Annotated in this window: 12 protein-coding genes; 4 read left to right on the forward strand and 8 right to left on the reverse strand. The window is 56.3% G+C overall.

Annotated elements, in window-relative coordinates; genetic code table 11:
* Positions 1-44: 44 nt before the first annotated feature.
* Positions 45-3,068 (forward strand): PSD1 and planctomycete cytochrome C domain-containing protein, encoded by a 3,024-nt coding sequence (locus FYC48_RS18665; protein WP_149498310.1) that lies wholly within the window; start codon positions 45-47, stop codon positions 3,066-3,068.
* A gap of 4 nt (positions 3,069-3,072) precedes the next feature.
* Positions 3,073-4,470, forward strand: a complete 1,398-nt coding sequence (locus FYC48_RS18670; protein WP_149498311.1) for a DUF1501 domain-containing protein — start codon at positions 3,073-3,075, stop codon at positions 4,468-4,470.
* 59 nt (positions 4,471-4,529) lie between these two features.
* Here FYC48_RS18670 and FYC48_RS18675 read toward each other — a convergent pair whose 3' ends face one another.
* The 6 genes from FYC48_RS18675 to FYC48_RS18700 all read right to left on the reverse strand — a co-directional run bounded on the left by FYC48_RS18675 (position 4,530) and on the right by FYC48_RS18700 (position 14,201).
* Positions 4,530-6,020, reverse strand: coding sequence for a hypothetical protein (locus FYC48_RS18675; RefSeq protein ID WP_235034326.1), 1,491 nt, complete (start codon positions 6,018-6,020; stop codon positions 4,530-4,532).
* 78 nt (positions 6,021-6,098) lie between these two features.
* Positions 6,099-9,602, reverse strand: a complete 3,504-nt coding sequence (locus FYC48_RS18680) for a family 16 glycoside hydrolase (protein ID WP_160149612.1) — start codon at positions 9,600-9,602, stop codon at positions 6,099-6,101.
* A 170-nt stretch (positions 9,603-9,772) separates the two neighbouring features.
* Positions 9,773-10,738 (reverse strand): DUF1559 domain-containing protein, encoded by a 966-nt coding sequence (locus tag FYC48_RS18685; RefSeq protein ID WP_149498313.1) that lies wholly within the window; start codon positions 10,736-10,738, stop codon positions 9,773-9,775.
* Between the two features lie 365 nt (positions 10,739-11,103).
* Entirely contained in the window at positions 11,104-11,601 is a 498-nt protein-coding gene (locus FYC48_RS18690; RefSeq protein WP_160149613.1) for a cell division protein FtsH, read from the reverse strand.
* Positions 11,602-11,612: 11 nt separating this feature from the next.
* Positions 11,613-13,754, reverse strand: a complete 2,142-nt coding sequence (locus FYC48_RS18695; protein ID WP_149498315.1) for a sodium:solute symporter family protein — start codon at positions 13,752-13,754, stop codon at positions 11,613-11,615.
* 63 nt (positions 13,755-13,817) lie between these two features.
* Entirely contained in the window at positions 13,818-14,201 is a 384-nt protein-coding gene (locus tag FYC48_RS18700; RefSeq protein ID WP_149498316.1) for a group I truncated hemoglobin, read from the reverse strand.
* Between the two features lie 310 nt (positions 14,202-14,511).
* On the opposite strand from FYC48_RS18700, the gene FYC48_RS18705 reads away from it, so the two are divergent.
* Together FYC48_RS18705 and FYC48_RS18710 are read left to right on the forward strand one after the other, a co-directional pair.
* Positions 14,512-15,483 carry a universal stress protein gene (locus FYC48_RS18705; protein WP_149498317.1) on the forward strand — a complete coding sequence of 324 codons (972 nt, stop codon included), beginning with the start codon at positions 14,512-14,514 and terminating at the stop codon, positions 15,481-15,483.
* A 335-nt stretch (positions 15,484-15,818) separates the two neighbouring features.
* Positions 15,819-17,459, forward strand: a complete 1,641-nt coding sequence (locus FYC48_RS18710) for a bifunctional aminoglycoside phosphotransferase/ATP-binding protein (protein ID WP_160149614.1) — start codon at positions 15,819-15,821, stop codon at positions 17,457-17,459.
* Here the strand turns inward: FYC48_RS18710 and FYC48_RS18715 are convergent.
* Together FYC48_RS18715 and FYC48_RS18720 are read right to left on the reverse strand one after the other, a co-directional pair.
* On the reverse strand, positions 17,426-18,838 hold the full coding sequence (locus FYC48_RS18715; RefSeq protein ID WP_149498319.1) for a DUF1501 domain-containing protein: 1,413 nt from the start codon (positions 18,836-18,838) through the stop codon (positions 17,426-17,428). The two genes, FYC48_RS18710 and FYC48_RS18715, sit on opposite strands and share 34 nt — an antisense overlap.
* Before the next feature lie 15 nt (positions 18,839-18,853).
* Positions 18,854-21,019, reverse strand: coding sequence for a PSD1 and planctomycete cytochrome C domain-containing protein (locus tag FYC48_RS18720; protein ID WP_160149615.1), 2,166 nt, complete (start codon positions 21,017-21,019; stop codon positions 18,854-18,856).
* Between the last annotated feature and the right edge of the window lie 32 nt (positions 21,020-21,051).

The following is a 21,051-nucleotide window of genomic DNA, read 5'->3' on the forward strand; positions in this document are numbered from 1 at the left end:
CATCTTCGCTATCCCGCCAGACTCTCTCGATGAACTTCGCACTCATGTCTTCTGCTAAGCGAGCGTTGCAATCGTCCATTCGATCGACGCGGCCAATCTTGTTTGTGCTTGCGTTTGTATGGTTCGCCCCGTCGGCGACCGCGGATGAGATGCTTCGCTTCAACCGAGACGTTCGTCCGATCTTGACCGACAAGTGCTTTGCCTGTCATGGGCCCGATGCGCAAACCGTCGAAGGCGGGTTGCGATTGGACCTTCGTGAACAAGCGGTCGAAGACTCAGGAGCGATCGTCCCCGGCGATGCCGAAGCCAGTGAAGTCATCGCGCGCGTGTTCGCCGAAGATGCCGACTTGATCATGCCGCCGCCGAACTCGCACAAAAAACTGACCAACGCGGAAAAGAAAGTTCTCGCCCGCTGGATCAATGAAGGTGCGATCTATGAGCAGCATTGGGCGTTCGAACCGATGCGCCCCGATGCGCTTGATCGCGCGGAGTCAGTGACGATGGCGATCGATACGACGATTGATTCGAAGCTAGCTGAACTGAAGCTTTCCCCCGCCGAAACTGCCGATCCGGTGACATTGATTCGGAGGTTGTCGTTCGACCTTAACGGACTTCCTCCCAATCAAACCGATGTCGAATCGTTTGTCCGTGACCCCAGCAAAGCCAACTATGTTCGCTTGGTTGACCAGTACCTTAATTCGCCACGGTTCGGCGAACGAATGGCCGTCTACTGGCTTGATTTGGTCAGGTACGCGGACACGGTCGGCTATCACGGGGATCAAAATGTCTCGCAGTCTCCGTATCGCGATTATGTGATCCGGTCGTTCAATTCCAACAAGCCCTACGATCAATTCGTTCGCGAACAACTCGCCGGCGATCTGATTCCCGACCAGGATCTTCAGACCCTTGTCGCGTCAGGCTACAACCGACTGAACCAGACGACCGAAGAAGGCGGATCGCAGGCAAAAGAGTACTTGGCGATTTACTTTGCCGACCGTGTTCGTAATGTGTCGCAAGTGTTTTTGGGGGCAACGATGGGCTGCGCCCAGTGTCATGATCACAAGTACGATCCGTACACGACGCGTGACTTTTATTCGCTCGGCGCGTTCTTTGCCGACCTTGATGAACGCGGCGTTTACTCAGCCCGCAGCCGACCGCCAATGATTCCGGTTCCGACCGCCGAACAACAATCACAGATCGAAGCGATCGATCTGAAAATCGAGTCGCTACGGAAACAAACGGAACCACTGCGTCAGGAATTGTTACGGCGTTTTGCGGAATGGGAGGAAAACGAACTCGCGAACCTCGATCAGCCACGTTTGCAAACGACGTCGTTGGTCGACGAAGCCGAGCCAACCGGGGCGCGTTTGAGCGGCGAATGGAAGTTCATCGAACCGGACTTTCCGCCGCATTCGGGAAAGTTCGTTCGTCGCCAAGCGTCCGACGGGCTAACGCAACACTTTTTCGAGAAATTGCCCCAGCCCGTCGACGTTGAAACCGGAACACGATTTTTTTCTTGGGTGTACTTGGATCCCAAGTCTCCGCCCGATGCGATCATGTTGCAGATCAATGACGGCGACTGGAATCAACGCAAAGTTTGGGGCAGTGACGCGATCAGCTACGGTCGTCAGACCCAAAGCAATAATGCGTATCGCCGTGCCGGCGGATTACCCGAAATCGGAACCTGGGTACGGTTGGAGGTTGACGCCGACGAAGTCGGTTTGAAAGCGGGGGACAAGGTGAACGGTATCGCTTTCAGTCAGTTTGGCGGCAACGTTTATTGGGATGAAGCCGGCGTCGAGATAGACATGCGTCGTTCGGAGGCCTTTCGAGAAGCCATCGAGACCCCGGCCTCTGAGCGTCACCCAGATCAAACGAAGCAATTGCACGACACGTTTGTCGCCCAGACCGAACCGATGCAGGCTCATCTTCGTTCGATCGATCAACTTCAATCCTCGCTCGAAGCGATTCGCAAGCAGGCTCCGCAAACCGTGATCTCCAAAGCGGTCGATCCGCGTCCGATTCGCGTGCTTCCCCGAGGAAATTGGATGGACGATTCGGGGGAACTGGTGACGCCGGCGATCCCCGAATTCTTGGGACGTCTTGAGATCGGTGATCGACGTGCGACTCGATTGGACTTAGCCGACTGGATTTGTGATCCCAACAATCCACTGACGGCGCGGACGATGGCCAACCGGGTTTGGAAACTGTTGTTCGGTCGAGGGATCTGCCAAAGCGTCGATGACCTCGGCGGGCAAGGGACTTATCCGTCTTACCCGGACCTACTGGATGCGTTGGCGATCGACTTTGTGAGATCGGGATGGGACGTGAAACAGTTGATACGATCGGTTGTCTTGTCCGATGCTTATCAGCGTCGTTCGACCCCGACACCCCAACAACTCGCGGACGATCCGTATAACGAATGGTTTGCCCGTCAGGGGCGGTTCGGTTTGGATGCCGAGATGGTTCGCGACACCGCGTTGTGGATTAGTGGATTGTTGGTCGAGCAAGTCGGCGGTGAAAGCGTGCGGCCTTATCAACCGGCCGGCTATTACGCCCAGCTTAATTTTCCACGCCGTCAGTACGTCGCCGATCAAGGCGACGCTCAATACCGCCGTGGGCTTTACACCCATTGGCAACGCACGTTTTTGCACCCGATGATGAAGGCGTTCGATGCGCCCAGTCGTGAAGAATGCACGGCATCGCGTGCCAGATCAAACACGCCGCTGCAAGCGCTCGTTTTGCTGAACGATCCGACCTTCGTCGAAGCCGCGCGAGTGTTCGCCGAACGAATCATGCGCGAGGGTGGCGAAAACACCGAGGCGAAGATCGAGTGGGCGTATCAAATTGCGCTCTCCCGACCGATAGACGAGGCGATCGCCATGACGCTTCGGCAGCTTTTTCAATCACATCTCGCTCATTACCAACGCGATCATGGCGCAGCGATCGCGCTCCTATCCCAAGGTAACGCGGCGGCGGATCCTAATTTAAATGCAGCCGAAGTTGCCGCTTGGGCCAGCGTCGCACGCGTCTTGTTGAATCTCAACGAATCGATCACACGTTATTAATTCCATGCAAAATTCCGATCCATTTACATTGGCGCGGCGAACGTTCTTACGGCGGACCGGGATCGGTTCGGTAGCGTTTGCGAACCTGCTCTCACGTAGCGGGCTTGCCGATTTCGATCCTCGTCGTTCGTCTCATCATTCCCCCAAGGTTAAACGCGTCATCCACCTTTGTATGGCTGGTGGCCCAAGCCATTTGGAGACATTCGACTACAAGCCGGAGCTAGCGCGACTTGACGGGAAACCGATGCCGGAATCGGTCACCGCCGGACAACCGATCGCTCAGCTACAAGGGCGAGAGTTGAAAATCATGGGGCCACAGCATGGCTTTTCCCCGCGTGGCGAAAGCGGATTGATGATCTCCGACGTGTTGCCACACATCGGTGGTTTGGCCGATCAAATGTGTGTGATCAAATCCATGCACACCGAACAGATCAATCATGACCCGGCACACACGTTTTTTAACACCGGGACCGCGATCAGCGGGCGCCCGTCGATGGGCGCGTGGGTGCTATATGGACTCGGCGCCGAGACAGAAGACCTGCCCGGATTCATCGTGTTGACCAGCGAAGGCGGCGGCCAGAGTCAACCGATTAGTTCCCGGCAATGGCATTCGGGGTTCCTCCCCAGTCGGTTTCAAGGCGTACAGATGCATGCCAGCGGTAGTCCCGTGCACTATGTCCAAAACCCAGCCGGCGTCGATCGGTCGCGACAACGCGAGATCATCGACGCGGTTGCCTCCATCAACGCTCGTCGCAACGCGGATCTTCGTGATCCCGAAATCACGACGCGTCTGGCGGCTTACGAAATGGCTTTCCGAATGCAGGCGTCGGTCCCCGAATTGACCGACATGTCCGACGAAACCCAAGCCACGATCGATCGTTACGGGTGTGTACCCGGAGATGGTTCGTTCGCGAGTAACTGTTTGTTGGCTCGCCGCTTGGCCGAACGTGGCGTTCGGTTTATTCAGCTTTATCACCGCGGATGGGATCATCACGGCGGCGTCAAGAAAGGCGTTGAAACCACTTCGCGGCTGGTCGACCAAGCGACCGCGGCATTGGTTCTCGATTTAAAACAACGCGGTATGTTGGATGACACGCTCATCATCTGGGGCGGTGAATTTGGTCGAACCCCGATGGCTCAAGGGACCGGCCGCGATCATCACATCAAAGGCTTTTCCATGTGGATGGCCGGTGGTGGCGTGCGACCTGGATTTACCCATGGGGCGACCGACGAATTCGGATACAACGCTGTCGAAGACAAGGTGCATGTGCGTGACTTTCATGCCACCATGCTCCATTTATTGGGCATCGATCACAACCGATTGACTTATAAATTCCAAGGTTTGGATTTTCGTCTGACCGGTGTGGAAGAAGCGCACGTCGTCAAAGATGTACTTGCGTAGGAAGCGAGACCGCGATGTCCGGTGAAGCGAAAGACGGGAACCGTTCGGGCATCTCGCGATTAACGACGGTAATTCAACGTGTAATACGCTTCGGTGTGCAACAGCGATTGACCTTGCTGGTTTCGAACTCCTTTGCTGACCAATTCATGAACGTGTCCACGTTGCAGGCCATCGATGACCAGTTTCACGCGTCGGCGGTCATCTGAAACCGTGGCTGATTGGATCGTTGGTTTGGTGTGGTCGATTTCAGGGCTACCGTACTGGGAACGGTACTCGTACGTGTATGTTTCCAATGAATAGCTGGCGGGATCGCTTGCCGTTTTCTCGTCGACCGGCTCGGTAAATTCAAGTTCAAACCCATCGGCTTGCAATCGCATCGCAAGGATCTCGAACGGCGTTTTCCCCGTCCAATCCAGCCGTTCGATCGCAAAGTTGCGACTGCCGACGCTGCCCCAACCGCGGTTAGTTCCGCCGACGAACAATGCGCCCGTTTCGGTCATCTCAACGCCGACATTTCCGGATGCAAAGCCTGACCGAAATGGGAAGCAAACGCCCTGAACCTTTCCGTCGAACTCATCCAAATAGACACGCATGATCGTGCTGGCGGATTGATCGGCGACAAACAGTTGATTTTCGAATGGACCGAATTTGCCTGCGGTCGTATCACATGCGATTCCCGACGCACTCTTGCCCATCTTGCCGTAGGGAAACATGACGGTCGGAGGTTCCAGTTCTTTGATCCGTTCCATCTCCGTCACGATGCGCGAACCGCTTTGGGGTTCGGTCGGTTTCGGCCCCATCACGGACTGCGCTTGTTCATACCAACGGAATCCGCCCGGGTGACCGACGAAGCGATTTTCGATCAGCGGCTTCATCGAACAGGTCCCATTCCAGGGGCCTTGATTATCGGTGTAGTACAGGCGTCCCTTCGCATCGGCACCGATTCCGCCCGGCGATCGAACTCCGCTCGCAAAGGGAATGGTTTCGCCGTCGGAGGTGACTTTGACGGCCCAGCCACGGTACAGCACGTCGCTGTTGAACGATCCGGTCAAACACAATGTCACGATCAGGTTGCCATCGGCGTCAGGTTTGGACCCAAAAGCGTATTCGTGATAGTCAGCTGAGACACCCCATCCATCGGCGACCGTTTCAAATGTCTCGGCGGCACCGTCGCCATCGAAGTCTTGCATCCGAGTCACTTCGCAGCGCTGAGTCGCATAGAGCCATCCGTCGCGATACCCCAGGCTAAGCGGTTCGTGCAGGCCGCGCGTGTAGATCGAAAACTGTTCGGCGGAAACACGATCGGCCAACGGGCGATCGATTAAGAAAATGTCACCGCGTCGGCTACACACGGCTAGCTTGCCGTCCGGCATCATTTGGAATCCGCAAGCTTCGATGACTTCACCAAGCGGGGGCTCGAAAGTCGTGATCTTGTAGTAGTCGGATTCTTGAGGTGCGTTGGGGGGCGCCTGCGCCATCACCAGGCTCGCGATAAGGCAGAGGGCGAGCGATAGTCCGCTTCGAAAATCATTCGATGTGGAAGCAATCATGGTTGCGATCAGATGCAAAGGTAAAGTGGAAAAAAGTCGGGCGGGCAGAGTCGATGCGAACGCTTATTGTTTCAACATCTACCAACGAATCACCTCGGTGACTTCGACATCACGCTTGGCTGGTAGCAGAACACGCAGTTCGTTCTTTCCGTCAACAGAAACCAATTCGGCTTTGGTGTCGAGTTTGAGATGCACCGCTCCGAATTGGAAGCCAGAGTCTGACAGTTTGACATCACCGCGATCGGCGACCCGCCAGACGAGAGATTCTGGGGTGGCGTCATCGTTCCAGCGTACCTTGATCGTGCGGATCAGCGATGATTCACTGAGCGGCTGAACATGATCTTCAATCATTGCTCCGCCGATCAGGTACCGGAACGTAGGTTGGCCTGCGGCGTTCAATCGATAGCCTTTGAAGCGATACCCCTGGGCGCGACCGTCTTCGGACGGCCATCGGAGATTGACCGAATCGCCGATTACGATTGGCGTCCGCGTTTCCAGTGGCGTGACACCGTTTCCGATCGGTGTGGTGCGTCCTTGACCGCGGCCGTTCCAGTGACGCGATGCGTCGATAAAATCGCCTCGCCAGAGCGTATTGAGTCCGAACCGTTCGGCATCCCAGATCAGGTTGATTCCTTCGGGGTAACCGACGGCGATACCACGACCGGAGACGCCTTCGAAGAAGTTCCGATAGATGCGAGGTTTTTCCGTGGCGGTCAATAGGATCGAGCCGGCCCGAAGGCCCAGTGGTTCTTGTGCCGAGTCGCCGGCATTGAGATACGACCAAATTGCACCGATCTGCTGATCTGCGTCACCGTCGTAAAGCTTTGTAAACGTACTGCGTCCATCGGGGAAACTGTTCGGCATCCGTGTTCCGGGACGGTATTTGATCGGATCGAGCAGGTAGCGATGGAACCAATCCGACCGCAGTCGTTTCGCCATGGAGCGGAGATCGATCACGCCGATCCCGCCGCCTTTCTCGCCGCCGTAAGCATGGCATTTGATGCAGGATAGCCCCGTCGCGCCGACCAAGCTTTGCCCATCATGGATCACCTCTTCCGATAGGTCCGTCGCCAGATCGCCGGCATTGATCCGATCGAGTTTGACGAACGAGTCGGCCAGATGACCGAGCACGTCTTTGCCGAAGCCGGGCATTCGTGTCAGCATGTAAGGTCGCTCGTTCGCACCCTCGGCGATCGTACGATGAAGGTAGTCGTCGCGCAACTTATCCCCGACACCATCGAGTGGCGGTGGCATCCGGCTTTCCCATCCCATTTCGATGGTCGTCGTTTGGAAGGCCGTGTCTCGGGTGGCATCCGGGCCGCCAAGTCCGTTTCGTGTGTGGCAGGCGTAGCAGTTCATTCCTGCCATAGCGAGATGCACTTCGTCGGCCTGAGATACTTTGGGAAGTGTTCCACCGTTGGCCTGACGTCGTTCGATCGCCGCGGCGATCGCAACACGTTGTCGGTCGCCCAACGAGTAATCGACAGCGGGGGCACGAACTTGATCGGCAAGGCATCCTCGGTCGGTGTTGACGTCCGCCAACTCGGGAGCCTTGGTGTTGGATGTCACCTCCGCACCCAACGCGTGTGCGTCGAACGAGTGGCAGGCGGCACAGCCGGCCGTCTGAAACAACACGCGTCCTTTGGTGACCAATGATCGTTCGGGTTGGAAGTCGCTTTCGAGCAAAGTATCGGGAAGCTGTTCTCCCGAGTCGAGCATTTCTTCGAGACGCACTCTGCCGGCCAACGGGTCACGGATATGAACTGAAAGTTCGCCCCCACCGCCCCCGTTGAAGAACTCGATCCGAATGGGGTGAACGCCAGCTCTGAGTGAAAACTTGGCTTGCTTCGTCGTCGCAGGATGGATCCCATCGTTAAGGATTTCTTGACCACCGATGACAAGTCGCGAGCCGTCATCGCTGGTCAGAGAAAACTCGTACTCGCCGTCAGCGGGAACACGGAGATTGGCTTCGTAAACAATCCCGATGTTATTCTCACTCAGTGCTTTTTGGTCATCCCAGCGAGTCACGGTGGTGACCGATTCTGGTTGGAGTGATTTGAAATCAGGAAGCTTGTTCCACTTTCCGCGATAGAAACTGCGCCGCAGCTTCACCGTGAATTTTCGTTCGGTTACCTTTCGGGTCAGGTAGGCGGCGATACTGTAAGCGTCCGCTTTAGATCCCACCAAGGCAGGCATTCGGGCGCCTTTGCGGATCTCGTGTGGATTGCCAAGGAATCGGGCCAGGGCGTCGACGGTGTACTTAGCGGCGAGGTCGCCGAGTGGCACGGTGATGTTTGCCGCCGTCTTGCGGCCGTCGAACGCTTCGTGACAAGCGACACAACCGACCGCATGATAAAGTTCCTTACCGATCGCGACTTGCGATTTCCGAGAGGGGCGGTCGTTCCATTCGGTGCGATCGGACTCGAGCAACAAAAAGCTGGCGATCGCGGATGCGTTGTCGTTGCGTTGCGATGGCGAGGCTCCTGGCCAAGGATCCGGCATCGTTGTTCCACGTTTGGTTTGATGCGGATCGATCACCATGGACAGCAAGGCGTCCGGTCGCATTCGACTGGCCACGTTTGAAAGGTCAGGACCGCGTTTGGTTGGCAGGGGACCTTCATCGGCGCTGTGGCATGCGGTGCAGCCAAGACTGCTGATCAGCATCTCGCCGCCGAGGGCATTGGGATCGGGATTACCGGCGGTAAAGAACCGTTCGAAGCCGGGAACGATCGGTCGTTTTGCCTCACGAACGGGATCACGTGGCACGATCCAAATGTTCCGAAAGCGGACCTCGTCGCCGTGATCTTGCAGATAGATCGGACCCGGCGTTGGACCTTCGGGAAGTTTCGACGCACGGGTGGCCGAGCTGACGGCAACATCATTTTGCACCACCACGCCGTTTAGACGAACGGTCATCCGCGCATCGGCGACCTTTCGTTTTCCATCGTAGCGGGCAGCGGTGAAGTCGACGTCGTAGGTTTGCCAACTCATCGGCGGCAGGCAGGCGTTGACCTCGGGGGCTTTGATTCCATAGATCCCGCCGGTTTCGTTGTCCTTGCCTGCGAGTCCAAAGGAATCAAGGATTTGTGTCTCGTAGCGGCCTTGGTGATAGACGCCGCTATTACCACGAGCCTGGCCCGACTTCGTCGGCATCCACGGCGTACGGAATTCGAGGTGCAAACGGTAGTCGGAGAAGGTCGCGACCGTTTGGGTGCCTTGTTGAAGATGCCCACCGTCATCGCGTTGGCCGTTCTTCCAATTGGACAGGGATTGTTCTGATCCGTCGAATAACACCTGGGCACCGCGGGGCGGCTGTGCACCGAGTGTCGGTGATTTTCGTTCGACGCGGCGTAGTCCGAGTGAATCGGCTAGGTCGGCAACCGTGTCTTCGTCGCCATCGAGTTCTCGTGGTGGTTCCAATGCCGCGAATCGTTTTTCGATCGGCGCCTCGAACACCGTGATTTCGAACTCACCATCGCCGATTGCGACGACCTGCATACTGCGTTGCTCACCGCTGTATTCGCCTTGTACCGCAAAGTCAGGGTCGTCAATCGTTGCGGCCTGCAGAACTTCAGAAGCCACTCCACCAAAAACCAGCGAGAGCACCGCCATCATGGCAGTTCGCCGAAACCAGAACGCCGAATACATAAAAGTCTAATCCCGTCGCGAAAAATCTCAGTTCTGTTGAACGGGGCACAGCATACACAACGGCAACGGCGATCGTGTGCATGCCCCCCGCAGATTTAGGCGTCTTAGTGTTGGTACGGAACGATTTCTCGACCGTCAATCGATGCTTGCGCACGATGGACCCCAAGGTCAAGGCTGTAATCGATCAGCGTGACCCGACCGTCAGAAAACGCGACGTTCCAACCGGACGCGTGCGTGGACCCAAAGTCGTGGCATTCGAGACAGTTTCCATGGGAGTCCATCGCCGGGGAACGCGCCGCATAACGCACGTAAGAGTGCGAAGAGATCGGGACGTCATGGTAGCCGGCGATCGGCGAGCGGTCACCGAAGCCATCGCCCGTGATTAGTTTCCCCAGGTCCATCGCCTTTTCGCCGACAAGATAGGTTTGTGAAAGTCCGTCAAGAATGGCATTCATTCGTGTCCGACGTCCGAGGACCCAAACCCCATCGCGTGTGATCTTGATCGCCGGTGCTTCGTTTGAATTGGGTGAGGCGTCTTCGTCGATCACCGCCGCGCCGCCATTCATCGCGTAGTCTGTTCGCGCACCAAATTCACCGTATCGTTCGCGGTAGGGAGGAAGCAGCGGGTACGCTTCGGCGTCGCGCCGGGTCGGGCAATGCAAGGTCGAAACGCTCGCTTGCACCAAACGTTGGACCCGATCATTGGGTGCGATAGAAAACGAACGGGCGAATCCTTGGATCGATCGCGCGAGTGGTTGCTGTTCGAGAAACAGCATCGACTGGGTGATCCAGGTTCCACCTCCGATCGGACGCTGAGTTCGATTGGTCAGCTGTCGAATCAGGAATCCGTTATGCTCGCCGCCGTAGCCGGGCAACTGTTTGAACGCTGATTCGTAGTTGTGGCAAGCAAGAGCGATCTGCTTTAGGCGGTTTTGGCACTGCAGTAGGCGCGCGGCTTCGCGTGCCGCTTGCACCGCCGGAAGCAGCAAGCTGACCAGGATGCCGATAATCGCAATGACCACCAACAGTTCGACGAGTGTGAACGCCGATCGACGCGGGCAATTCTTCATGATCCGATCCAAAACCATTTTGTCTGAAAAGACCGGTGCCGCTGTGCACTGCGGCTGCGACGCAGTCGCATCACAAGCGTGAATCGTCGCGATGGTTTGGATCGTGTTTTAAGATCGCCTTCCTTCCGAGAAGGCAGCCCAGAAGACTTGGGGAGACCGTCCTTAACCGGGCTAAACCGAATTCAATTCTGAATCCGGCCGCTCTCGTCGGCCGAGGGCAACGACGCGAATCGTTGGATTGAGTCGGACCCCTTCGCCAGCAGGGAGGTGAACTTCCGATGTTAAAACACTTTCTTACCAGCTCGATCGCACCGGTAAACGGATCCAGTTGTCGTCTCTTGAAGAAACTTGGTTATAGGGGATCTTCAGCGTGAAGTCCAAAATTTCAACGTGTCTGCCAACTGTTCGGCGTCCAGTGATTCATGGGCGAGAAGTTCGTCGGCGATCGCGGCGATGGCGGCCCAGCACTGGTCTCGCCAGATCTGATCGTGAAGGACCGTGAGGGCCCCGGTTAAGAACGCGGCGCGTTGGGCCGGATTTGGAAAGAGGCGGCGACCAAGCCTTTCGGCCAGAACCCAGTCGTATTGCCACGTCGGGTTTTCAGCCGGATGCATGATTTCCTGCGTGTAAATCATCTCGGCGACCGGTCCGGCAAGGACGGTCAGGATTTCACGTTCGGTTTGCTCGTTGGCTTTCGGATCCACACGCCCCCAGTTGACATGACAGTCACCAAATCGTTCGGGGAGCCAATCGTCGGCTTCCGCGTAGAGTCCGACCGATTCGATTGTCCCGCCGAGCAGGAATCCGATGACCGCATGGCCGGCTTCGTGGTAGGCGGTGATGGTTTCTTCGTCGTCGACCATGAAGCGATGTCTTAAGCCCCGATCTGTGCCAGCCAAACAAGAATTCCAACAATCACGAAGCAGATCGCAACCGAGCCGATAAAGCCAATCCAGTCAGATGGGCGAGGCTTTTGAATCTCGAGTTCAGAGTTCGGAAAAAGCTTGCGATGATCCAGTTGGGATGGGTCTCGGTACGCAGCCTCAAGATTGGCGCGATCGATCGCAGGATCGGGGTGTACTTCGGTCTTCATTTTGGCAAAGTACCGGTCGAGTTGTGATGAATTACCGCGTGGGGTCAAGTAGCTGGCAATGATCAAGACGAGGAACGGCAGTAGTACTCGGGTCGGCAGTTTCAATGATTCTAAAGTCGCCTTGGTCACATCCGAAAAATCGAATCCGAAGAATCGGTAGATCACAATGTCCAGATTGAATTGGCCAACGCCCTTCTGGGGACCCGTGCGCCGTTCGGTGAGGATCGTCATGTCACCATCGGTCACAAGCGACACTTGCTCATAGGTCGGTTCGCCGTCGACGGCTTTCACGCCATCGCTCCAGAAGATCGCTTTATCGCCGGAGCGCAAGACAATCTCGATCTCTTCGCCGAGTGCACCGCTTGGTGGTTCGGCGCCAATCTGGTTGATGGTGTCTTGGTCACCGTCCGCATTCTCGATCGCTTGCACCCAGGCTTCGTGCTTGGCAACATCGGCGGCGGTCGCCGGTCGAGTCAGCGTTTTGGTGATTCGATCGGTCGTCGTGGTCCACTTGGAATCGGTGGTCAACGACGGTGAAATCAGAGGGATCACGATTGGCAAGACAAAAAAGAACAATGCCGAAAACGTGATCGTAATTTTGACCGACGTCGCATTGGCACGCCGCCAGTACATGCCGACCCAAAATGGTGCCGCAAAGATAATCGGAAGCTGAATCGCCAATAAAAACTGGGCAAAGACATCGGCCATTGTTAGGGCAACGATCGACGCACCCACGATGATCGCCAGACCGGTCCAACGGGCGACACGAACGTTCTCTCGCTCGGTGCCATCGGGATTGATGTAGGCAACGTAAATATTGCGAGTGATCAAAGCAGAACTGACGATCATGTAAGTATCCGCCGAACTCATCATCGCGGCCATCAGGCATGCGAGCATCAATCCGACCAAGCCAAGATTTAATGGTCCTAGGATTTCTTTCGCCGCGATACCCCAAACATAATCGGGATCTTTGGCAAGTTCGGGACTGCCGGCGAGTAGCGCCAGCGCGATCAACGCGGTGATCGCCCAACCGACCGTGCAAAGTCGCTTGAGGAAGTTACCGACGACTAAGCCAATTCGAGCTTCGTTCTCACTTTTGGCCGAGCCTCCACCGGTGGCAATGAAGTGAGGTTGGACGACGATGCCGACCAGCGCCAGGACCGTCAACGCGACGATGTATTGCAACGGAAACTCGCCCGCACTGGGGCCCGTGAATAGGTTGAAGTAGTCGGCCGAAACCCGCTCATGCATGATCCGGAACCCGTCGAGAAAACCCTGCGTTTCTGGATCGCCGTACTCCTTGACCAATTCCCATAGTCCATAGGGAATCAGCAACACACTGAGCAGGATGATAAAGATCCCTTGAATCAAGTCGGTCCAGTAAGCCGCCGTCAGGCCACCGAGGACGCCGTAGACGATGACGACCGCGGCAAGCCCCGGGACCAGGACAAATTTCAGTTCGACGCCGAAAATCTCTTCCGCCCCGACCAACGGAGCGGCGAACTTGGCGATCGCCGATAACATGGTCGAAAGGTAAAACATATAGAACACGATCGCGAAGACCGCGTAGGCGGCGCCCAGCGATTTCGATTGGTAGCGTTCGACGAACCAGTCCCCCAGGGTCAGGTGTCGCATGCGGCGATACCACACCGCCGTGATCCAGTAGACTGGGGTGACGAATAACCACATCAGCGCCGACCAAACACCGCTCAGTCCGCTCGTCCACCCGGTGCGGCCGACTTGGATCGGTTCGTGGGCTCCGGTCCCGGCGCCAAATGCCGCGAACGTCTGGAGTAACTTTCCGAATCCGCGGCCTCCCATGAAGTAGTCTTCTTGATCGTTGACGCGTCGCATCGCCCAGATGCCGATGGCGATCATGACAACGAAATAGGCGGCGACAACGACGTAGTCGATCAAAGACATAGCGAATCGGAGGAGTGCAGAGAGGCGGGAGGGGGCAGGCCGAAACGCTGATGCTAACGAAGTTTATCCGTCGACGTTGGCGTCTCCGGTAATTTTATCCCGAAACATCGCCAATCGTCCCAGGGCATCATCGACGTCACGTGGGGCGACATCGCGTTCCTCCAAGACGTCCGCAAAGTGACCGCAGAATTTTGCAAAATGAGTCGCCTTGATCCCGCGGCCGGCATGGATCTTCGTCAATTCCGCACCGCTGTATTCGATCGGGCCATCGAACGCCGATGCCAGGAAGTGGTACTGCATCGACCGTACACGATCCATTTCCGCCCCTTCGAAAAACGGTGCCAAATCAGGATCACCCAGCACTCGGGCATACATTTGGTCAACAATCTCAACCATGGCGGACGTTCCGCCAAGTCGTGTAAATAACGCTTGCGTCGAATCAGTCATGGTGAGACTTCGCTACCGAACAAGGAAACGGACAGACGAGGGGGAACACAGGGTCGGACGAGACGCGCACGAGAACGGGGCTCGACGTAGCGCTGTCTTGACACATTAGTTTTACCTTGCCGATGCTGATTTGTCATGAAGCGTCTTGTCGCATGATCGGACCACTTTGCTGCGACGGTTTGTCATCAAAATCGACGCCGAATCAGCCGTCTGTCCGTTTCGAAATTGTGCGATTCATGAGATACTACGAGAGACGAAACGACGCATTGTCGGCGCGTTGTCATTTCCCATTCGAAGACGTCTCCCTGTCATGCATTGCTTTAACAACATCCTTGTTTACGTCGGATCAACGGATTCAAAAAACGCTCTCGGCCGTGCCTTTGAGATCGCAAAAGAGAACGGTGCAAAGGTCACGCTGATGGATGTTATCAAGCCCGTGCCTTCGGCCATTGCGCTCCTGTCATCGGAGATCGATCCGAATGAAATGGAGCGTCTGCTGCAAGAAGATCGCGCCAAAAAGTTGCAAGAGTTGGCCGGCGAGTTTGAATCTGGCAATGCCGAAGTGACTGTGCTTGTCCGTAGCGGTGATCCGGCCCACGAAATCACACGACGCGTGATGCGTCACGGCCATGACTTGGTCATTAAGACCGCCGACGGCGAATCCGTCGCCGGACAGTTGTTCGGAAGTATCTCCCGTTCGTTGTTGCGATTGTGCCCCTGCCCGGTTTGGCTGCTAAAGCCGCAAGTTCACGGCGATTTTGACCAGATACTGGCGGCGGTCGACTTGGATGCGACCGATGATACCCACCGAAATCTAAATGATCAGTTGCTGCAACTTGCCAGTGCGATCGCGCGTCTTGATAACGCAACGTTGCACGTCGGTAGTGCCTGGAGTTTGTGGATGGAGCAATCGCTGCGCCGTCGCGCCGGTGATGATGAAATTGATCAAGCGATCCGGGCTCAGGAGACACGCATCGCGCAAGGCCTGAATGACCTGATTGGCAAAGTCGACACCGATGGGATCGAAGTTCAGACCCACTTGGTTCGTGGCAATGCGGCGAACGAAATCTTCGCGGTCGCGGAAAAAGTAGAAGCCGATTTGATCGTGATGGGGACGGTTTGCCGTACCGGAGTCGCCGGGTTCCTGATCGGCAACACCGCCGAAAACCTGCTGTCTAACGTGACCTGCTCGATCTTGGCGGTGAAGCCTGATGGATTTCAGTCTCCGGTCAATGTGGATGACAACGGCGATTCTCAGGAAGTAATCCTGCCTCTGGTTTAGCGGCGTGACGGGGCGGCACGCGACGTTGTCTCGATCGATTTTGGCGAACCGCTGTCTGTTCGGAACCTTCCGGTTCGTTCGGTCAGCCGTATCAGTCGTGCCGCGTCAGAGGGTGATCCGTCGAGAACGGTTCGGTTTGCCCCCGCGTGGCACACCGTGTTTGTTGTCAGGTGTGCGAGTCGTCACAGCAAAAGGACTCGGGGAAGATTCTCCTGCGTTTTTTTGGTTAACGACCGGGTTTCTCGTTTGCGTTGAAACGAAAGATAACGCAAAAAGGGGAATAAGTGTTGCATCCCCAGCTTCACGGGATCTGTGTTCACCTCTCACCCACCATTATGCACAGTAGCGCGGCACAACCGAGTCAGATTCAAACGTCGATGTGCCTATCGATTGATCAAGCTTGCGATCCGGCATGCTTTGTCGGAATCGACGCGCAGGAAGTGAAGTTGATCGAGACTCACATCTCTTGGATCTTCTTGGTCGGTGAGTTTGCGTACAAGGTCAAGAAACCGATCCGAAATGCGTTTCTTGATTACAGCACGATCGACAAGCGACGGCATTATTGTGAACAGGAACTGCGGTTGGATCGTCGCTTCGCCGCTCCGCTTTATGACTCGGTCGTTGCCGTGCGAAGGTGCGACGACAAAATCTTGTTCGGCGAGTCCGTAGATCCCCCAGGGACGATTATTGACTATGCGGTCAAGATGCGGCGTTTCGACCAAGCCAATCTCATCGGCGAAAAACTGCGTTCCGGACAGCTATCGCGCGACCGCGTGATCGAATTAGCGAACGTCATTGCGGCGTGCCACAGTACCGCCGCACGACAGCCATTGTCCGCCGACCGTCGATCGGCATCACTGGCCGGAAAAATCAGAGAGACGGGAGGAATTAACGAACAAACGCCTTTCGAAGACGCGATCGAAAATCTAACCGAGCTGAAAGAACTACTGCCCAGCGAGAGTGAGACGCTGGGAGAGTTGGAAGATTGGACGCGGCATTTTTTTGAACATCACGTGATCTTGTTCGAGGGCCGGGTGCGGGCGGGGTTCATTCGCGAGTGTCATGGCGATCTGCATCTCGATAACGTGGTTGACTACCAGGGTAAGCTGATGCCGTTTGACGGTATCGAATTCAACGATCGATTCCGTTGGATAGACGTTTTGTCCGATGTGGCATTCACCGCGATGGATTTTGCCGCCAACGGGCGGCCCGATTTCTGTTTCGCTTTGGTAAATGAGTATCTGGATCGGACCGGAGATCATGCGGCGCTACCGTTGCTTCGGTGGTACCTGGTTTATCGGTCATTGGTCCGTGCCAAGGTTGCCGGCATACGGGCGCAGCAGCAAGATGTGATCGGAGAGTCGACGAGCGAGGTTTGGCAAGACTGTCTGCGCCATCTTCGATTGGCCAAACACTTCACTCGCCGTTCTGAGCCTCGGTTGATCATCACGCATGGCGTCAGTGGCAGCGGTAAGTCGTACGCGAGTAGCCAGATGACTGAACGGATCGGTGGTATCCGACTGCGTAGCGATGTTGAGCGAAAGCGATTGTTCGGCCTTGCTCCGACGCAGCGACCGACCCAAGGTGACACGGGGACTATTTATTCTGACTTGATCAACGAGGCCAACTACGAACGATTGGGGCGTCTGGCAAAGCGTATCCTGTTCGCCGGCTACCCGGTAATCATTGACGCGACGTTTCTGACGCGAATCCAACGCAAGATGTTTCGGCGTCTTGCGGAAGGTGAGCGAGCAAAATTCGAGATCCTTGAGTGTGACGCCCCACCGGCCGTGCTGCGTGAGCGAGTCCGCAAACGTCAGGCGTTAAAAAACGATCCTTCCGACGCGACTTTAGATGTACTTGAACATCAGATTTATACGCGCGAGCCGCTCGACGAAGATGAGCAACGGTATGTGATTCGTCTCGACTCGGTGCTGCGAGACTATCCGATCAATCCTTCGATCACTTTGCCGTGAACGTCGGTTAGGCGGTAATCGCGGCCGGAGTATCGATAGGTCAACCGCGTGTGGTCGATCCCCATTTGATGCATGACGGTCGCATGGAGGTCGTGCACGTGGATTCGGTCTTCGACGGCATGCATCCCCAGGTCATCGGTGGCGCCATAGGTCGTCCCGGCTCGAACGCCACCACCGGCTAGCCACATCGAAAATCCAGTGTGATGATGGTCGCGGCCCGCCTTTTTGAGGTCTTTTGATTTGTCGACCTGCGAATAAGGGGTGCGTCCGAATTCCCCGCCCCAAATGACCAGCGTGTCTTCCAGTAAGCCGCGCTGTTTCAAATCAGTCAGCAACGCGGCGCTCGCACGATCACTATCGGCACAGAGTTTTTGATGCCCGGCGTTGTTATTGCTGTGCGTGTCCCATGGTTGTTTGCTGTTTTTGTGAACGTAGAACACTTGGACCACACGAACGCCCCGTTCGAGTAGGCGTCGACCGAGTAAGCAGCTGCGTCCGTAGACCGAGTCACCGTAAGCGGCTTGTGTCGCGGCGGATTCACGGTTGAGGTCAAAGGCTTCCGACGCCACGGACTGCATTTGAAAGGCAAGTTCCATCGCGCGGATGTGGGTTTCCAGTGCGCGGTCCCCAGAGCGTTGTTGTTGGTGCAGACGATTGATTTGATCAAGCAGGTCGAGCGATCGACGCTGGCGTTGCGGATCGAGATTAGGGTTTTCAATGTTGGCGATCAGTTCGCTGACCGCCTTCTTGTTGGTGTCAACTTCCATGCCTTGATGTTGACCGGGCAAAAACGCGTTCGACCAAAGCTGTGGTCCGACGACTGGTAAGCCCGGGCTGATAGCGACAAAGGCTGGTAAATTTTCATTCTCACTTCCCAGGCCATACGACAGCCACGAACCCAAGCTCGGGCGTGTCGGCTGCTGGTGACCGGACTGCATCAGCAATAATCCCGGTTCGTGATTCGGGACGTCGGTGTGCATCGAACGGATCATGCACAGGTCATCGGCGTGCGCGGCGAGATTGGGGAACAACTCGCTCATCTCCATGCCACACTCACCGTGCTTGGCAAATTTAAACGGCGACGGCATCATCCCACCGGCACGCTTCTTTCCTGAGATATCGTCAGGTGGGGATTCGCCTTCGCGTCGTTGCAGTTCAGGTTTGGGGTCAAAGGTGTCAACGTGAGAGGGAGCGCCGTTCATGAACAAAAAGATCACACGTTTTGCCTTGGCCGCGTGGTGCAGGCCGGCGTCCGACGGTTCTCCCTGGCCGGCCTGAAGTATGCCCGACGATTGCATCGCGCCGAGCATACCCAGCGTGCCAAAACCGGCACCGGAACGCCGCAGCCAATGGCGCCGTGACAACGTTGAATGGTTCATGGTTGGCATTCCTTCTTAGTCGATAAATTGCATTTCGTTGCTGATCAGCAACATGTGGGCGTACTGTGTCCACGTCGCCATGTGCTCGTCCGCGCTGCCACCGGTGCTGACAAATTGCTCAGCCAATTCGAATTCTTCCGGAGTAGGGTCGCGACCGAACAGTTTCTGATAAAGCAGTGCGACTTGATCGGAGATCGATCCGTCGGTTGCGACCAAAGAAGCGGCGAGTGATTTCGCCTGCTTTTGCATCAACGGGCTGTTAAGCAAAAACAGTTTTTGCAGCGGCGTTGTTACATCCGACCGCTTCGCCGAGTGGGCGTTCGGATCGGGATATCCAAAGCGAGCCAACATGGAATTAAGATCCATGCGACTGATTTCACTATACAGAGTTTTGCGGTTTTCGTCCGGTGCGTCAGGCTTGATCGAAGGCCCGCCAACGGTTTCGTCCAAATTGCCTGCCACCTTCAAAACCGAATCGCGATAGGCTTCGATCGACAGCCGCTTTGGTGACATTCTCCAGTACAAGCGATTGTCTGCGTCGACGCGCATGGCGGTTTCGTTGGGAAGGCTGCTTTGGCGATAGGTTTCGGTCCGTACGATTTCACGAATGAAGCGTTTGATCGACCAGTTCTGTTCAATCAGTCGGATCGCCAGGTTGTCGAGCAAGGCTCGATGGCTGGGAGGCTCCCCTAGCTTTCCGAAGTTGCTGGGCGTCTCGATAATTCCTTGTCTCATCAGTTGTCGCCAGATCCGATTCGCCATCACGCGTGCGGTCAGCGGGTTGGTTGGGTCGACGATCGCTTCGGCCAGATCCGCGCGGCCGCTGCCTCGGTTCAGAGGGATCGGCTGATTCGGAGAAAGGATCGTCAGGAACTGTCGTTTGGCGAGATCGCCTTTGCGTTTGACATCTCCTCGCACCATCACATGCAAGTCGCGGGGATTGCCATCGCGAACGATGTGGACGCCATCGTGCGGTTTTTCACTTTGCCCCTTCTTGGTCTTCACCGTCTCATCGATCGGACGATTAAACATCTGCGTGCTGGCAAACACGCCAGCCAGGGCATAGTAATCCGAGGTGGGGATCGGATCGTATTTGTGGTCGTGACAACGGGCGCAGGCGACGGTCAGTCCCAGTAGGCCGCGCGACACCGTGTCGACGCGGTCTTCCCATTCATCGGCCATTACTTCAGGGCTGTTCCGGGCATAGTACTTCGGACCCAGGCCGAGGAATCCGAGCGCAAGATGGGCGTCTTGATCATCAGGACGGACATGGTCGGCGGCCAATTGCAGCCGAATGAACTCGTCATAGGGCATATCACTTGCGATCGCATCGATGACCCAGTCGCGATAGCGATACGCGTTTGGATAGGTCAGCGAATCGTTGTTGCCGACCTTGTGTGCTTGATCTTCCGCGTATCGGGCAACGTCAAGCCAACGTCGCGCCCAGTGCTCTCCGAATGCGGGGTCGGAAAGGAATCGGTCGATCAGACGATCGGTCGCGGCAGGGTGTCGGTCATGCACGTAGCTAGCGACCTCAGACGGCGTCGGAGGCAGGCCACGAAGGTCAAACGAAAGGCGTCGAATCAGTGTTCGGCGGTCCGCCGGTGGATTCCGACGCAGGTTGACTTCGACAAGTTTTCGCTCGACCAAGTCATCGATCGATGTCGGTGTCGCGACCGGCTTTTGGAAGGCCCAGAACTCACGTTCGCGTTCCCAGTCGAATCCGTCGGCCGGCTGCATGGGCTGACCGCTTGCGGCGTTCTGTCGGTCGCGAGGATCGATCGCCCCTTTTTCGATCCAGGTTTCGAAGTCGCGAATGATTCGCTCGTCAAGCTTGCCCGCCGGCGGCATCTCGGATTCTTCGTAGCGCAAGGCGCTGATCAGTAGGCTGGCTTTGGGGTCACCGGGCACGATCGATTCGCCCGAATCGCCTCCATGCCGCGTCGTGTCGGAGTAGTCGAGTTGTAGCCCTGCTTGGACGATTTCAGCATCGTCCGAATGGCACTCGTAACAATGCTTGATTAGCACCGGGCGAATGCGGCTTTCAAAAAAGGCAACGTCGGCGTCGCTGGCGTTAGCATCACCGACACTCGCGTTTGCTTCGGAGGCGTTGGATCGTATCGGCGCAGGGATAGCGATCAGCAGCCAGCAGAGACCGGTAGAGAATTTCAACAATCTCACGATCAGCAGTTGGGTGGGTAGGCAGGCAGGAA

This window comes from Roseiconus lacunae (genome assembly GCF_008312935.1).
Classification (GTDB): domain Bacteria; phylum Planctomycetota; class Planctomycetia; order Pirellulales; family Pirellulaceae; genus Stieleria; species Stieleria lacunae.

Excerpts from the sequence above, each read along its gene's own strand:
- FYC48_RS18665 (WP_149498310.1), top strand. The coding sequence starts at position 45 with ATGTCTTCTGCTAAGCGAGCGTTGCAATCGTCCATTCGATCGACGCGG.
- FYC48_RS18670 (WP_149498311.1), top strand. The coding sequence starts at position 3,073 with ATGCAAAATTCCGATCCATTTACATTGGCGCGGCGAACGTTCTTACGG.
- FYC48_RS18675 (WP_235034326.1), bottom strand. The coding sequence starts at position 6,020 with ATGATTGCTTCCACATCGAATGATTTTCGAAGCGGACTATCGCTCGCC.
- FYC48_RS18685 (WP_149498313.1), bottom strand. The coding sequence starts at position 10,738 with ATGAAGAATTGCCCGCGTCGATCGGCGTTCACACTCGTCGAACTGTTG.
- FYC48_RS18690 (WP_160149613.1), bottom strand. The coding sequence starts at position 11,601 with ATGGTCGACGACGAAGAAACCATCACCGCCTACCACGAAGCCGGCCAT.
- FYC48_RS18695 (WP_149498315.1), bottom strand. The coding sequence starts at position 13,754 with ATGTCTTTGATCGACTACGTCGTTGTCGCCGCCTATTTCGTTGTCATG.
- FYC48_RS18700 (WP_149498316.1), bottom strand. The coding sequence starts at position 14,201 with ATGACTGATTCGACGCAAGCGTTATTTACACGACTTGGCGGAACGTCC.
- FYC48_RS18705 (WP_149498317.1), top strand. The coding sequence starts at position 14,512 with ATGCATTGCTTTAACAACATCCTTGTTTACGTCGGATCAACGGATTCA.
- FYC48_RS18710 (WP_160149614.1), top strand. The coding sequence starts at position 15,819 with ATGCACAGTAGCGCGGCACAACCGAGTCAGATTCAAACGTCGATGTGC.
- FYC48_RS18715 (WP_149498319.1), bottom strand. The coding sequence starts at position 18,838 with ATGAACCATTCAACGTTGTCACGGCGCCATTGGCTGCGGCGTTCCGGT.